The sequence below is a fragment of the Lysinibacillus sp. FSL L8-0312 genome (assembly GCF_038003285.1).
Lineage (GTDB): Bacteria > Bacillota > Bacilli > Bacillales_A > Planococcaceae > Lysinibacillus > Lysinibacillus fusiformis_D.
The window spans coordinates 3,861,074-3,876,988 of record NZ_JBBOOV010000001.1 but is presented as its reverse complement, the minus strand read 5'-3'; the positions used below and the strand labels follow the sequence as shown (position 1 = coordinate 3,876,988).

Sequence of the window (15,915 nt, the reverse complement as noted above, 5' to 3'; positions counted from 1 at the left end):
TCCGCAGTGAATACTGATAGAGTTCGATTTTTATTTCCTGTTTAATTACAACAATTGTAAAATAATAGTTATAAGTAAAATAATTCCTTATTAACATATAATATGTTAATCTAGTATTAGCTGGTCACCCAAACAATATATTAGGAGGTTTGAAAAATGAAGAAACTCTATACATTTTCTATTATGACATTACTCACAATATTTTTATTGTCCACAGGTGCCTCAGCGGCCTCAGCGAATTATATTCAGTGGGAAACAGAACCGAACGATAGCTGGGCTACTGGCAGTCAGGTTATTACTTATAACATCGATCAGGCAATAAATAGAGGTTACATCAGTTCAGTAAATGATATTGATTATTGGAAATTTGAATATGGAACTAATCCTAATGGCTATCAAATTGCTTTGCAAGTTCCTGATGGCGGATACAATTATGGGGTAGTAGTATATGAAAAAATAAATGGAAAATATGTTGAAGTAGCCAGAGACAATGGAGACTTCTATCAAAATGTTTATTTAAACATTCCTGGCTTAAAAAGTGATGGCTCTGTGCCACAATATGTTATTGGAATATTCTCGCCATACAACATTATTTATACGCCAGATAAATACTATCAACTTGTGGTTTCTCCACTTTAATTGTTAAACTAGATCCCTGTTTAAATTCGTCAATTCTTCGTTCAGTAAACAGTAAGCCCGTAATATAAAAAAATAGCGCAAGATGGACTGCAATGTATTAAGCTGTTAAGGTCGATAAAAAAAGTTCTAAAATAAAAGTTTGGGGACACAGAAAAACGATCTTCAGCAATCAAGTGTGATTATGGATTAAGGCATCTCTTTTCCTGTGAAAGAACTTAAACATCTTTCATTTTCTGTGGTATAGTTCTTATTTTAGCGCTACAGGAATGGCTAATGGAATCCTTTAGTAATTTTGATTCATGAAAATCAAACTACAAAAAACAGATTTATTCTACACGCTTTGTAGATTAAATCTGTTTTTTTATTTTAACAGCAACAATCTTTGAGAAAACTACCTTCTTTAAACAATATCTCCCTTCATACAAAAAGAGGTTATTTAATATCGAAATATCTTCTCGAGCTAAAAAACAAAATGTAAAAAGCTTTTTTAGTAAATTGAACAAGTTGTTGAATTTGTTGATAAAATAGATAACGAAAATAATGTCTGTTATTTATCAATAGTACAATAAGACTCTAATCTATTAAGCATGCACTTCACATGGAGAATCTAAAAATTTTTCCGCTTATTATTGCCTTTATTACTATTGCTTATTAACTTCATATACGAGAAAATGCCCCATTACTATTAGTATTACCATATTTAAAATGTCTTTAATTTACTATTAGGCTTAATACATTTAACTAGACTAAATAATAAAATATTTTTATCAAGAAGCTTATTATATTCATAATGAAAAAGCCCTGCAAAGACTTTCTTTGCAGAGCTTCGAGTATAAACTTCTCTATTAATTATTGATAAACAACCTATTAGTCATTTGATAAGATGTTTATTATATTCAATCCACTTTTCCATTTCCCTCTCCACAGCTCTATTTTGCCATTCAAACCAAATACCAGAACATTCACTACAATGACTGTCTACCCCGTTCTTTCTATACGTATCTCTATAAGTAAATATAGTTTTTTTACGACAACTGTAGCAAAAGATTTCTTTTTTTTATAAAATTCCATATTAACCTACCTAATGATTTTTACTTATTCATCTCCTTTTTTCACTAAAGTTATTCAAGCATTAAATGATAAACATTACAAGGAACCCCTCTATATTAAATAGAATGAGAATTCTTCTTTCCAAGAGTAGATACAAAATAATAAAAGAGACAATCATTTAATATGATTGCCTCTGAATTTAACTTTTAAAGAAACAAAATTTTGGGAAATAAGTTTCTTATAGATCTACCACTGACTGGATTTCTTCGCTCCTGCTAGTTTTCTCCTTCTCATATGTTACCATACAAATCCAAACGGCTAGCGATCTACACTACTAAAATCCGCTGACACACCTCTTATAACAAGACTTCAAAAGTTCCACTACTTCCTGATTTCCTTAGGTTTCCACTATCCAGAAGTAAGAACGACCGGTTTAACAGTCAATTCATAGATCGCCTCCATAGCATTGCGTCTATAGGAATATACAGTTAGCTCCTAGCTTTATTTCGCACCATACATTAGCTTACCCTGCTTACAGGGATTCGTCTGCCTAACCATAGAAATCTTATCTTTTAAAGAACCCCGCCCTGGTACCACCGTATACGATTTCACCTGACTTCATTTCTTTTGTGTCATTCAGCACATCACTGGATGCAGTAAGATTAGGTCCTTGTAAACTGAATGTTTTATAAGAACAGGATTAACTACAATTAATAGGGATAAATAAACAGAAAGAAAACCCCATATTCATTGCTTAATGCAAGACATAGGGTTTTCCTTTCTACTCAGTTTACTGAATTAATCAGTTAATAGAGTAACTTTTCTTTTAGTTTTATTAATTAGTAGCTACAGTAACAGCTACAGTACCAGCTTTAATTACAGTACCTACAGCATTTTTTACTTGAACAGTAATAGTTGCAGTACCTGCAGTAAGTCCAGTTACTTTAATTGTTTTAGCTGGGTCTTCAGTTACAGTAGCTACAGCTTCCGCAGAAGAACTTAATGTAAGAGTCTCTCCAGCAGCAAGTTCAACAGTATTAGAAGAATCTACAGGAGAAGTAGCAATTACAATACTTACAGGATTTAATCCAGTGATTGGAGCAACTTTAGCAGCCTTGAAAGCTGCTACAGCAGTATCTAAAGTAGATTTCGCTGTGTTTAAATCAGCTGCAGTTGCATCTGATTTGTTGCTAGCATTTGTTGCAGCAGTAATAGCTGCTGCTAGAGTTGCTCTTGAACCTACAATTGTATTACCAGCAGCAGGTCCTTCAACAAAGGCAACGTCATCATGAGCAGCTTGAGCAGCATTGATTGATGATGTTAATTCAGCTTTTGCTGTTGCAAGTGTATCTTCTGCACCTTTTTTATCCATTTCTACAGAAATTTTTTCGAATTTAGCAATAACATTATCAGCTTTATCAGCTACAAAACGTGGGCTTGTAACTTCAACAGTAGCAGCAACTAAATTCTTCTCAAGAGTTAAGATAACAGTGTTACTAACTTGTACAGGTTTACCGTCAACTGTAATAGTTGTTGGACTTTCTAATACTGCTTCTTTTACTTTAACTTGAGTACTTGAATTTAGACCATCATATACTGTGAAATCTGATGCTGCATTATCAGCTGTAAGTTTAACAGCTTCATTGAAAGTGATTTTGATTTGATCTTGACTGTTTGCAACAGAAACTACTTTTTCAGTATCAACAGTAGCTGAGATTTTGTCAACAACTGGTTTACCGCCAGCAATAGCATTAATTTTGTTACCTAATACATCAATAGTTGATGGATTTGTAATAGTTAATGATACTTCTTTACCATCTTTAGTAGCATCTTCTTTTAAATCTGATTTTAATGTGAAAGTTGCTACTTTACCATTACTAGAAAGTTCATAATGAGCAATTTCAGAATCAGTAAATTTGAAGTCACCTTGAACTAGTGATTGAATTGGGTTAGTGAATTCTACTTCAATTTTATTTTTTGCAGTAGCTTCAACTGATTTAATATCAGTCGCTGTATGTGATTCAACAGTTCTTTCTTTAGTATATCCTTCTAAATGATTGCCAGCTAAGTCTTTAACAAGTGATACTTTTACTTTGAAATCTTTAGAAGCAACTGCTGGAAGGTCTTTAGTGAAGTTAAGAATAACTCCTTTTGCATCTTGAGTTACATTAAATCCTGAAATTGTTAATTTTGTACCATCAGCAGTAACAGAATATTTATCTACATCAACAATGCTTCCGTCTCCACTTGTAGCCATTGCTTCACTATATGCAACATAAAGTTGTTTATCATTTAAACGTGTTACTTTTTCAAATGTTGGTGCAGTAACGTCTTTAACTGATAAAGTTGTAGTGTAAGGAAGCATTACATTTTTCAATGTAGTGTTATCAGCTACACCATTTACACTTAATGTGTAATCAGAAGTATCTTTTAAACTACCAAGTAAAGTAATTGTTACTTCTTTATCTTTATCTACATTAACATTAGTAGAGATTGGTTGAACTTTACCATCTTTGTCTTTAATGACATAGTTAGCAGCTTTTTTAGCTGTTTCTTTATCTAATGATTTTGTAAATTTGATAGTGATTTGTTTGTTGTTAGAATCTTTAACAAATGTAGAGCTAATTACTTCTGGACGAGTTTGATCGATTACAGGTGTTACTTGAACTTTTGTATCTTTATCAATAACGTTACCAGAGTAGTCTTTTACGTTAGTAACATGTAAATCTGTTGTGTAAACCAGTTTATTGTCACCAGCAAATGTTAACTCATATTTATCATCAGCAAGTTGTTTTACAGAAGAAGCTTGCTTTTTAGATCCACCTTGCATCCAGTAGATGTTTGAAGCGAATACTTGTTCAACTGGTTCAGAGAATTTAAGAACTACTTTCTCAAATGAAGCACTTACAACTGATACAGTTGGAGCAGTTTTATCTTCAACAACATTGAATTTAGTGTCAGCTTTTACTGTTTTGAAGTTATTGAAATCTTCAGTACCTTCAGCAGTTAGAGTGTGTTCTCCATCAGTTAAAGCATTAGATAATTTAATGATTACAGAGTTTAAGTTTGTTTGAATTGAACCAACAACTGTTTTACCATCAATTTGGAATTGTGATGTTTGAGCAGGTTTCACTGGCTCGCTGAAGTGTACACGAACAGTTTTGTTACCTAAAGCTTCTACTTTAGCTACAGTTGGCACTGTGTTGTCAAGAGGCTTGAATTTTAAATCTTTTTCATTTAAAACTTTATCGCCAGCTTTAATATTGTTAAGTGATAATTTATATTCTGCTTGGTTCTCGAATTGGTTTTTAAGAGTTAACGTTACAGAGCGACCATCTTCAGAAACTACTGCAGTATCCACTTCAGGATCGTTAGTGCCAGTAAGAGAATAGTTACCTGCTTCAGCAGCTGTAGATGGATCAACTTTACCGTCGAACTCTACTACTACTTGTTTAAGGTTAGTTGCAGATACAGATTTAACTGCAGTAGCTGTAGTTACAACATAAGTAACTTTAGCTGTGTACTCAACGTCTTTGATTTTGAAAGTAACTTCTGTTTCTTTGTTAGGCTCTAGAGCTTTTTCTAAAGTAACAGTTTCTTTAGTACCGTCAGTTAAAGTAACGTTTAAAGTTTTAGCGTCAACTACTTCGATTTTGTCAACTTTTGGAGTTGCATCTACAGTATCAAGTGTACGTGAGAATACAACTGCGAAGTCTTGGCGAGTAATTGAAGCATTTGGGTTTAAGTTTGTTTTACCATTTGCTTCAGAACCTTTGATAACGCCGTTTGCTACTGCGATTTCAAGGTAAGGTTTAGCCCATGATTTAACAGTTGAAGCGTCAGCGAATTGACCTAGATCTGCTTCACCTTCTAATTCGAAAGCTTCAACAAGAATTTTAGCTGCTTCTGAACGAGTTAATTGTTTGTTAGGAGCAAATTCAGTTGCGCTTACACCTTCAAAGATTCCGTATTCTACAGTTGCAGCGATTGCATCGTAGTACCAAGCGTCAGCTTTTACGTCTTTGAAGTCTACAGAACCTTCAGCTTCTAATTCTAGAGCATTTGCGAAGATTGTTGCAGCTTGTGCACGAGTGATTGTGCTAGTTGGGTTGAAGTTGCCGTTAGCATCTCCTTGAATTACACCACTGTCAACTAAAGCTTGAACTGCCTCTTTAGCGTACCCTGAAACTTTATCGAAATCATTTAATTGTGCTGCAGATGCTACAGGAACGATTGCTGATGCAACTAATGCAGCTGTTGCAGATGCCGCGAAAAACTTACGGCCTTTGTTTTGCTTTGCCATTATTTGTATTCCTCCCTAATATTCCTAAAAATTGATATTATTCCAATGAAAACTATAGTACCACCATAATTAGTTGCCTAAATTTATGTATTATAGCTTTCCTGAATAATTCAAAACTAAAGCAAATTTTCTTAGTAAAGTTACTAGAAAAAGAGTAGTAGAATACCATTCTAGTAAGCTTATTCACTTTCTACAATAATATAACACTCTTTTTTCCATAATTCAAGCACTGGGACATAAATTTAGTTATAGAAGATTTTTTTACCATACCTAGTGTGGTATTTTATAGAAACTTATAATCTCCCATCTATTTATCCCCTTATTTGGATTGGTAACATATAGTTCCGTTACCTATTATACCTGACTCTCCTTAATAACCAAGTGTTTTCTAGAATGGTTACTAAATTGTCAAAAATTAAAGACTCCCGTAATAATTTAGTAATAATTGTAAAGCTACAGTAATACTGTTTGTACTTTTCTGTAAAATCCAGACTTTTCAAGAGTTTCTACTATATTAATGAAAAGCAGTCTCTATCTGTCCTCATGTTGTAATGATAGATTGGCTATTTTTATGCTACACTTTTGATAGTTTGATAGAACATCATCAGCTATTGAAGGGAGCTAAAAAAATGAAACGTAAATTTCCTCTTTACGGGGCCGTGCTTGCCGGAATGTTATATCTGGCACCTACTTCCGCTTCAGCAGAAGATCTTTCGAAGCACTGGGCCTACCATGAAATGAACTATCTTATTACCAACGATTTAATGAAAGGTGATGAATTCGGCAATTATCGTCCGAATGATGCTGTTACTCGTGCTGAGTTTGCTGCATTTCTAGTTAGAACACTTAATCTGCCAGCTGCTTCTAGTAATGCAACCTTCTCAGATGTTAAGAAGGGTGACTGGTATTACGGGGTTATCGAACAGGCAAGCTATCACGGACTGATTAAAGGTGATGAGCAAGGTAAGTTCAACCCGAATGACCATATTAACCGTCAGGAAATGGCGGCTATGTTAAAAAGAGCTCTCCATTACCAAAACATCAACACAACTTCCTCCCCTATTACGTTTAATGATAATGCCCGTATTGCCAAATGGGCCTATGCAGATGTACAAGCTGTCGTCACGACAGGACTACTTGTCGGGAAGCCTAATAATCAATTTGCACCTCTTGCCCAAACAACTCGTGCCGAGGCAGCTACTGTGCTCTATCGTTTAATCCATTTGGAAGCACCTGAAACAGGTGGTAAGCAATACACTACGACGAACTACTCACACGATTACTCAACGGTGGTGCGTAATCAGGCGAAGAATAATCCAAAGGTTGATGGTGCAGGCATTTTCACGGCTAGCGAGGCACTAGTGTCATACTATGTGCACCCAAAAAGCTTTATGCAGGATAGCCCATCTTATTATCAATTTTTAAAATTATCTACTGTGGTGAATAACCTTAGTGCAAAGGAACTGAATGATAAGGTACTTGCGAATAAAGGAAGCTTAGCGAATACAGCTGATGCCTTTATAAAGGCGGGTGTCGATAACAATGTCAATGCCATTTATTTGGTGTCCCATGCCTTACATGAAACAGCCAATGGTGGCTCTTCACTCATTAAAGGTATCGAGGTTGGTTTAGATACTAATGGTAAACCGATGATGGCGACCGCAGAAAATCGTGAAAAATTAACAGCGATTAAGAAAACTTACAATGCTTATGGTATTGGTGCTATTGATGCAGATGCTAATAAATATGGGGCTGAGCGTGCCTATGCAAATGGTTGGTTTACTGTTGAGGATGCTATTATCGGTGGTGCTCAATTTGTAAAGGATCAGTATATTAGCAAGGGGCAAGACACACTATATAAAATGCGTTGGAATCCTGAAAATCCAACCGTTCACCAATATGCTACGCATGTGATGTGGGCAGTCATTCAAGCAAAAAAGATTTATGACATCTACGAATTAATTGGTGCTCATACAACAACTAATTTGGTGTTTGATGTACCTGCTTATCAAAGTCAGTCTTCCGCGCCATCATTACCAAGCCCAACGAAGCAATATGCGTTGGATTTAGGTTTAGCTGGAGCAACAGGCAAGGCTACGATTAATCTCAATATGAGAACATACCCGACTACAACTGATAATGCTTCAATCATTACGAATTTACCAAAGGATACATCCTTTAAAGTCCTTGGCGAAAATGGTGGCTGGTTCAAAGTAAGTGTTAATGGACAAGAAGGCTGGGTATTTGATGATTATGTCGTTCTTGAAAATGGTCTACAGATTGTTAACATGAATATCACGCTCAATGTCAGAAGTGAACCTTCCACTACAAGCGCTATTTTAGGCACAGTGAAACCGAATGGCTTTATTATTGGTGAAGTCGATGACAAAGGTGAGTTCATAAAAAATGGTGCCTGGTATCAGGTAATCTACAACGGCAAAACTGGCTGGGTGCATGGTGATTATATTGTAAAAAAATGATTCGATTGCGATCATCTAAAAAAGAGTGCGACATTGCTGCGCACTCTTTTTATTGTTCATTTTTGTCCTACTATTTGATCGCTATATAATAGAAGAAACTCGAAATTATATGTTAGGATTATGAAAAAATTCTCCTAAAATTTAGTACAATTTTATGCTTATTCAGCTGTTTCATCGATCATGCTAAGTAATAGGCGCTACTCGACTATGACTATCGACATCCCTTTCCGCTTTCATTCCCCTGTCTGAGATATACCCTCTTCCATAACGACTAAACCCCTATACGAAAATTTCCTGTCAATATTGCTTTTATGGTATGATAGATTGCAGTGAAAAAGGAATTACAGAAAGGTTTGAACACTATATGAGGCATGTAACAATTATGGGCGTACCCTTTTTACATATTAATCAGCAAGGGTTTGTTGATTTACTCGTTCATCGTATTGAACAGCAAGAAAAGACTTTCGTTGTAACAGCCAATCCAGAAGTTGTTATGCAGGCAAATGAAAATGCCACTGTGATGAATTATTTACAGCAGGCGACCTATATTTGTGCGGATGGCATTGGTGTCGTTAAAGCTGCACAAATCCTTGGTGAATCACTGCCAGAACGTGTAACAGGCTATGATACGATGGTACAGCTGCTGGAAGTAGGTCAGCAGAAGCGTTTTAAAATTTATTTATTAGGTGCACAAAAAGAAACAATCGAAAAGACGGTTGCGAATATTCATAAAAACTACCCGAATGTTGATGTCGTTGGTTATCATGATGGTTACTTCGACTGGAATAATAATGATTTTGCAAATGAAATCGCGACATTACAGCCTGATCTCGTGTTTGTAGCATTAGGTGTACCAAGACAGGAAAAATGGATTACAGAAAATCTGGATAAGTTTTCAAAGGGTGTATTTATCGGTGTAGGTGGTTCCTTCGATGTGATCGCTGGCACTGTAAAGCGTGCACCAGTCATTTGGCAAAAGTTAAACTTGGAGTGGCTCTACCGAGTGCTGCGTCAGCCAAGTCGTTTTGGCAGAATGCTCGTTCTCCCTCGCTTTGCTTTAAAGGTTTTTGCATTAAAGCTTAAAGGTCAGGGCAAAACAAAATGAGTCAGTCAACCTTTGTCAAAAGTACACTTATCTTAACAATTGCAACATTACTTTCTAAAGTAATTGGTAGTATTTTCCGTATACCGCTACAAAATATTGCTGGTGATGAAGTACTCGGTATCTTTAGTCTTGTTTATCCTGTCTATATGGTGGCACTGTATTTATCCGTTGCTGGTATCCCTATCGCTATTTCTAAGCTGATTGCGGAAGCTAGGACGAGTATGGATACTGCCAAAATTAAGAAAATTTATGTGACTGCAAGAATCCTTGCATTATCCTTTGGCGTCATTAGTTTTACAATCATTTACGGCTTTTCAGAGCAGATAGCGAATGCACTTGGTGGCCCTTCAACGGAGATTGCATTGATCATTGTAGCCCTAACACTACTCGTTGCTCCCTATATGGCTGTCTATCGAGGATTTTTCCAAGGCTTTGGGGATATGCGACCTACTGCCATCTCACAAGTAATTGAGCAATTAGTACGTGTCGCTTTAATTTTAATTGTTGCGTATTTCTTAGTTGCGATGGATTATTCAAATGATATCGTAGCTGGTGGTATTATGGCAGGTTCTGTATTAGGTGCACTTGGATCACTTTTCTATTTACTCTTTAAATATTTCCGTTCTTCGGTAAAAGTGACGAGCAAAGAGAAATATTCTAGTAAGGATTTTTCCACATACAGTAAAACCATTTTAAAAATCTCCATACCCATTGCAATTGGTTCTGTAACAATGGCACTTTTTAATTTCGTTGACTCCTTCACGGTCACATATGGCTTAAGAAATGCTGGAGCAGATGCAAGTGAGATTAGCTTCCTTTACGGGATTTATGGTCGAGGACTGACATTAGTTCAAATCACAACGGTTTTCGCTTCTTCAATTATCTTACCACTTGTGCCGCTGATTACAACGAAGCTAGCAGAACGTAAATTGAATGAAACACGCAGTATTATTGAACGAACACATCGTATGACACATCTTATTTCTTGGCCAGCTGCTATCGGGTTGCTAGCCTTAACCTTGCCTTTAAATCTAGCTCTTTTCAAAGACTTAGAGGGAAGCTTAATGTTAGCCATCATTAACCTTAGCTCGGTCTTTACATCCCTGACATTACTTGGAACAGGTATTTTACAGGGCATGAACGCTGCCAAAACAGGAGCCATCATTATTTTGAGTGGAGTTGTCCTTAAGGTGTTTGCGAACATCTTCTTTATTCAAGAATTCGGTTTAGATGGTGCTGCATATGCAACGTTGTTGGTGTACTTAGTGTTATTTATTGTGAATTCTGTCTTTATTTATCGTATGATTCGCTTCACTGTTCTTGGAAAAGATACGGTAAAAATGATTGTGTCTTCCATTGTAATGGGGGCAGCCGTTGGTTTACCAACGCTTTGGCTTGATTTTACACATTGGTCTCGAATGTTGGCGATGGGTTATTTAACTGTTGCAATCATAGTGGGAGGAGCTCTTTATTTCCTTCTTCTATGGATGATGAAAGCAATCCATAAACAAGATTTAAAGAAAATCCCTGTTATCGGAAAAAGATTTTCATAATTAAGAGAGGTAGGACACTTATGTCGAAACAGAAATGGCTTTGGGGAATCATTGTTCTTTTACTCATCGTTTCCTCCACAGGTATGATGATGAGGTGGAATGCAGAGCAATCGAATAATGCTTATGAAATTGTCATTCCCTATCATGAAATACAAACCGCAGAAAAAAATAGCGATTTAACAATGGATGAAATTCTTTCCTCCTTAAAGGATGCTGGACTGAATACGGTAAGTCTAGAGCCTTTAACATTAAAGGAAATGGAAAAGCAAAACTTAATTAAGGTTTATAAAGAAAGCGAATTAGCAGCGCAATTATTATTTACACCTTATAAAGATGCTGTTGATATCACTAAGGGTGGCTATTATATTCGAGTGCCTGAAAATGAAAGTTATCAGAAGCTTATCATGGAAAGCATGGAACCAGAGGAAGTACAAATAGGAGAAGAAGCTTTTTATTTCCTCCCTGCTTCTAACCACAATTTTGATTTAAAAACACCAATTGGCTACGATCAGCCTGCGATTGATATGATTAGTAAGCATGGACTAGCCCACATCTTTAAAGTGGAAAATGCAGATAATGAAGTAGCTAATGAAAAAATAGTAAATCAATTACTAGCGTTAAAAGATGCTTCTGCTGGTCGTTTGCTTGGCCAAGGCGATGAAGCCATTGGATTTGGACAAGAAGATGGCAATCAATTAGTTGAAAAATTAAGTGATGCTGGCTATTACTTCTACACAATTGAAAGCAACCCGCTTAAAGGCGAAAGTAAAATTGCTCAAATGACGGATTATCATATGATTCGTTTGCATAGTATCAATGTCAACAGAGAAACAAAATTAAAGTTAAATGCAAGTATTGACCGTACAACACGAGCTGTCAAAGAGCGTAATATTCGCTCCATCTTCTATCATATTAAAACAACAGGCAATGCCAAAGATAATATAGAAGACACGATTGAATACTTAAATGGTGTTCATGAGACAATGCCCCATCATTTCCAACCAGGTGAACCAAAGCTATTTGATAAAGTTGCCGTTCCAGCATGGGTCACAGCAACCGTATTATTAGCAGGTATTTTATTTACCTTTATCGTTTCAGAGTTAGTAAAATGGATGCCTCTTCGTTTAGCGGCAGCTGGCTTTATGGCGTTACTAGCTATTGCGTACTTTATTCTAAAAAGTACTCTATTCTTACAAGCTTTTGCACTAATTATTGCAGTCCTTGCACCAACCTATGCAGTCATCAAATCGGCGCAAGGCTCTACGAAAATGACTAAAATCTTGGTGCAATATGTGAAGGCCGTAGCGATTAGCCTTATTGGGATTATCATTGTCATTGGCTTATTGAATGGTAATGCCTTTATGACAGGCTTTGCTGTATTTAAAGGAGTTAAGCTTGTTTATCTCATTCCAATTATGGGTGTATTATTATTTACTGTAATTGAGATCAACCGACTAGCTGAGCAAAACATCAAAAAATCTTTATCGAATACCGTCACATTATTAAACAAAGAACTAAAATATTGGCATGTGCTATTACTAGTAGTTGTCGCAGGTATCGGTTTATTTTACATTAGCCGTACAGGTAACTCTGGCTCTGTCAGTGATATGGAATTAGCCTTTAGACAATGGCTCGAAAATACATTGTATGTTCGACCAAGGACGAAGGAATTTTTAATTGGTTTCCCATTCTTTATTTTAGCGTTATATGTAATGGGGATTAATCGCAAATGGGGTAGTATCCTACTTGTACCAGGTGTTATCGGATTCCTATCCATCGTCAATACATTTACCCACCTACACATTCCAGTAGCTGTTTCTGTCTTGCGTACACTATACAGCGTATCTCTTGGCCTTGTAGTAGGATTAGTGTTTATCCTCATCTTCAAAATTGGTTATCGTTGGGTTTCTAAGGCAATCGCGAGGTGGTCATAATGCACGTTGTTTTATCTGGCTATTATGGATTTGATAATGTTGGCGATGATGCCATCCTGCTGTCCATTATCCACTCTCTAAAAAAGTGGCAGCATGATATAGAAATCACGGTATTATCCAATAATCCAGCAGCTACTGAGCAAACATACGGTGTCAAAGCCGTGAATCGTTGGAAAATGAAAGAAATACGCCAATTGCTTAAAAGGGCAGATGGACTTATCAGCGGTGGCGGTAGCCTTATGCAGGATCAAACAGGAATGAAAACCATTCCTTACTATGCGGGCGTTATCCAAATAGCAAAATGGTTGAAAAAACCAGTATTTGTTTACGCCCAAGGCATGGGCCCGATTAATCACTCTCTAAGTAAATTCATTGTTCGCTCTGTCTTTAATAAGGTAGAGCAAATTACAGTCCGAGATAAAGCCTCTCAATCTCTTCTAACAGAGATTGGTGTGCGAAAAGAGGCTAAGCTTGTGCCAGACCCTGTTATGGGACTTAACGGCAGTGACTTTCATAGTGAATGGCTCGAAAGTGTCACATTATCAGCAGATAGCTATATCTCTGTAAGTGTGCGTGACTGGCCATCCGCCATAGCGTACAAAGAAAAAATTGCGCATAGCCTAGACGAATTAGTGCGTCAAGGTGAGCAAATTGTCTTCTTACCTATGCATGGTGAGCATGATTTAAAAACATCACAGGAAGTAGCTGCACTAATGAAGGAGAAAAGTTTGATTGCGCCAGCCGATTTATCCATAGAGGAGAAAATCGCAGTAATTGGACAATCTCAATTATTAATTGGGATGCGACTACATTCTCTCATTTTTTCTGCAATCTATGCGACTCCTTTTATCGCCATCTCGTACGATCCAAAAATCGATGCGTTTGCTGACATTGTCAGTCAACCAGTTATTGGTCATGTCGAAGCAGATGATTGGAACGGTGTGACATTGTTTGAACAAGCCGTCACAATCCTTGAATCATTTACGACGGTTCAAGAAAATATGCGTCAGGCTATCATACCCTTACAAAATGAAGCAACAGCAACGGCGAAATTAGCCATTGAGGTTTTTTCACAATAAACATGAAAAAACGATGAATTTCAATTAATATTGAAATTCATCATTTTTTTCCGATTTCTAATAATTTTAAAACAGACTGTGCTTGCTGCAAATGCATAGCTAAGACATATTGACTGGCCTGCATCAAAATTTGAGCCTTCACCATATTCATCATCTCTTTAGCGATATCTGCATCTCGAATACGAGACTCTGCCGCTTGTAAATTTTCTGCGGTGTTAACATTAGCATTATAAGCATGTTCCAAACGATTTTGGTACGCTCCTAGACGAGAACGCTCATTAGATACACGTTTTAAAGCCTCATCCATTGAAGAAATGGCTTTATCCGCATCCTCACGAGTAGCAATGGACACATCCTTCAAACCGAGTGCTTCAGAGCCCATACCATTGATAAATAATTCTATATGCTGCCCTGCATTGGCCCCTGCCTGAATTTTAATGCTATTTGTCTCATGATCTCCATTGAGTAATGTCTTCGTATTAAATTCTGTATCCGTAGAGAGTCGCTGAATTTCCTTCTTTAATTCTTGGAACTCCAGCTCTAATTTTTCACGATCATCATCGGTTAATGTGTCATTGGCTGCCTCCACTGCTAATTCACGCATGCGCTGAATCATCGCATGTGTCTCATTCAGTGCCCCCTCTGCTGTCTGCACGAGAGAAATGCCGTCCTGTATATTTTTAGCCGCCATATTCAATCCCCGAATTTGAGAACGCATTTTTTCAGAAATCGCCAATCCAGCTGGATCATCCGCTGCACTATTGATTCGATACCCCGACGAAATGCGTAGCATAGCTTTACTCATCGCACTTTGATGCCGATTCATATTATTCAGGATCGACATCCCCGTAGCTGACCACTTACCAAGCATGCTTTCACCACCTTCTTAATATGTATATCGGCCTATTCTCTATTCTATTAATCACCATTATGGGAATCGTTGCTAATTTTTTATGTATTATTAACAATTTATAGGCACATGACTCCTTTTAGCTTAATAGTGTCCAGATTTTTTAGTGAACCTATAGTCATTACGAGCGATGATGATTAGCTGACTTGCAAGTCGCTCATTCAGCTTTGTGGCAATATAATAGTAGCAGACGTTTAATGAAGGTGTTCTCCTATTGTAACTTGTGTTGGAATACAATTCTTCTCTTTCTGGAGATACATGCCAAATTTTAGTAAAAGCACCTGCTTATCATTTCTGAAAAGTAGGTGCTTACTGGGCATTCCAACTATTCAATTGTTAAACCTCCAAGTTGATGGCTCTTTTGCTGTAGCAATTCGAAAAAGAGTTCTTTATCGTTCTCCAATAATGTTTGATCAATTAAATAATCAAAATTTTTCTCCTCTAGTTCTGCGATAAGCTGATCGATTTCGCCAACCGTCACAGATGAAACAAGTGGAATTTGTTTCTTCGGTGTTGCGCTTTCAAGTATTGGTGCTAAATGCTCATGAACATTCGTAATAAGCAGTAGTTGATAAAGTGGTAATCGGATAAAACGATTTCCTTTTTGGAAAACAAAAACCTCAGATAAATTTTCAATTTGCTGTGTCTTCATGTTGATAATCATCTCTTTACCTTCTATGGGAATGAAATGGAAAATCTCATTCTCTTTTAAAATAGAGAAATATTGATAAGCAAATACGAGACGTAATTTGTCTCCAGTAACTTTTGTGTAAAACGGCTTCATGTATTGAACTTGCATCATCCTTCATCCCTCCTTAGTTATCTGATTATTCAGATTTTAACACAAATCAATTGGCTTGTT

9 protein-coding genes are annotated in these 15,915 nt (G+C 36.6%); 6 read left to right on the top strand and 3 right to left on the bottom strand.

Features of this window, described 5'->3' with window-relative positions:
• The first annotated feature begins 156 nt into the window (after positions 1-156).
• Complete coding sequence (locus tag MHI22_RS19460) at positions 157-639, top strand: hypothetical protein (protein WP_340812552.1); 483 nt, start codon at positions 157-159, stop codon at positions 637-639.
• Between the two features lie 1,885 nt (positions 640-2,524).
• Here the strand turns inward: MHI22_RS19460 and MHI22_RS19455 are convergent.
• Entirely contained in the window at positions 2,525-5,992 is a 3,468-nt protein-coding gene (locus MHI22_RS19455; RefSeq protein WP_340812551.1) for an S-layer homology domain-containing protein, read from the bottom strand.
• 629 nt (positions 5,993-6,621) lie between these two features.
• On the opposite strand from MHI22_RS19455, the gene MHI22_RS19450 reads away from it, so the two are divergent.
• The 5 genes from MHI22_RS19450 to csaB all read left to right on the top strand — a co-directional run bounded on the left by MHI22_RS19450 (position 6,622) and on the right by csaB (position 14,143).
• Complete coding sequence (locus MHI22_RS19450; protein WP_340812550.1) at positions 6,622-8,472, top strand: S-layer homology domain-containing protein; 1,851 nt, start codon at positions 6,622-6,624, stop codon at positions 8,470-8,472.
• 364 nt (positions 8,473-8,836) lie between these two features.
• The gene (locus tag MHI22_RS19445) at positions 8,837-9,577 is read left to right on the top strand and encodes a WecB/TagA/CpsF family glycosyltransferase (RefSeq protein ID WP_036124308.1); all 741 of its coding nucleotides are present in this window, start codon (positions 8,837-8,839) and stop codon (positions 9,575-9,577) included.
• On the top strand, positions 9,574-11,130 hold the full coding sequence (locus MHI22_RS19440; protein WP_101966460.1) for a putative polysaccharide biosynthesis protein: 1,557 nt from the start codon (positions 9,574-9,576) through the stop codon (positions 11,128-11,130). Before MHI22_RS19445 ends, MHI22_RS19440 begins: the two co-directional genes overlap by 4 nt.
• Before the next feature lie 20 nt (positions 11,131-11,150).
• On the top strand, positions 11,151-13,064 hold the full coding sequence (locus MHI22_RS19435; RefSeq protein WP_340812549.1) for a DUF5693 family protein: 1,914 nt from the start codon (positions 11,151-11,153) through the stop codon (positions 13,062-13,064).
• Entirely contained in the window at positions 13,064-14,143 is a 1,080-nt protein-coding gene (gene csaB, locus MHI22_RS19430; RefSeq protein WP_340812548.1) for a polysaccharide pyruvyl transferase CsaB, read from the top strand. The genes MHI22_RS19435 and csaB overlap by 1 nt, the downstream gene beginning before the upstream one ends.
• 40 nt (positions 14,144-14,183) lie before the next feature.
• Here csaB and MHI22_RS19425 read toward each other — a convergent pair whose 3' ends face one another.
• Positions 14,184-15,014 carry a flagellin N-terminal helical domain-containing protein gene (locus MHI22_RS19425; protein ID WP_340812547.1) on the bottom strand — a complete coding sequence of 277 codons (831 nt, stop codon included), beginning with the start codon at positions 15,012-15,014 and terminating at the stop codon, positions 14,184-14,186.
• A gap of 364 nt (positions 15,015-15,378) precedes the next feature.
• Entirely contained in the window at positions 15,379-15,855 is a 477-nt protein-coding gene (locus MHI22_RS19420) for a transcriptional regulator (protein ID WP_036124322.1), read from the bottom strand.
• Positions 15,856-15,915 lie beyond the last annotated feature (60 nt).

What these genes read in the sequence shown, in the direction of transcription:
- MHI22_RS19460 (WP_340812552.1), top strand. Translation starts at nt 157, where the DNA reads ATGAAGAAACTCTATACATTTTCTATTATGACATTACTCACAATATTT.
- MHI22_RS19435 (WP_340812549.1), top strand. Translation starts at nt 11,151, where the DNA reads ATGTCGAAACAGAAATGGCTTTGGGGAATCATTGTTCTTTTACTCATC.
- csaB (WP_340812548.1), top strand. Translation starts at nt 13,064, where the DNA reads ATGCACGTTGTTTTATCTGGCTATTATGGATTTGATAATGTTGGCGAT.
- MHI22_RS19425 (WP_340812547.1), bottom strand. Translation starts at nt 15,014, where the DNA reads ATGCTTGGTAAGTGGTCAGCTACGGGGATGTCGATCCTGAATAATATG.
- MHI22_RS19455 (WP_340812551.1), bottom strand. Translation starts at nt 5,992, where the DNA reads ATGGCAAAGCAAAACAAAGGCCGTAAGTTTTTCGCGGCATCTGCAACA.
- MHI22_RS19450 (WP_340812550.1), top strand. Translation starts at nt 6,622, where the DNA reads ATGAAACGTAAATTTCCTCTTTACGGGGCCGTGCTTGCCGGAATGTTA.
- MHI22_RS19445 (WP_036124308.1), top strand. Translation starts at nt 8,837, where the DNA reads ATGAGGCATGTAACAATTATGGGCGTACCCTTTTTACATATTAATCAG.
- MHI22_RS19420 (WP_036124322.1), bottom strand. Translation starts at nt 15,855, where the DNA reads ATGATGCAAGTTCAATACATGAAGCCGTTTTACACAAAAGTTACTGGA.
- MHI22_RS19440 (WP_101966460.1), top strand. Translation starts at nt 9,574, where the DNA reads ATGAGTCAGTCAACCTTTGTCAAAAGTACACTTATCTTAACAATTGCA.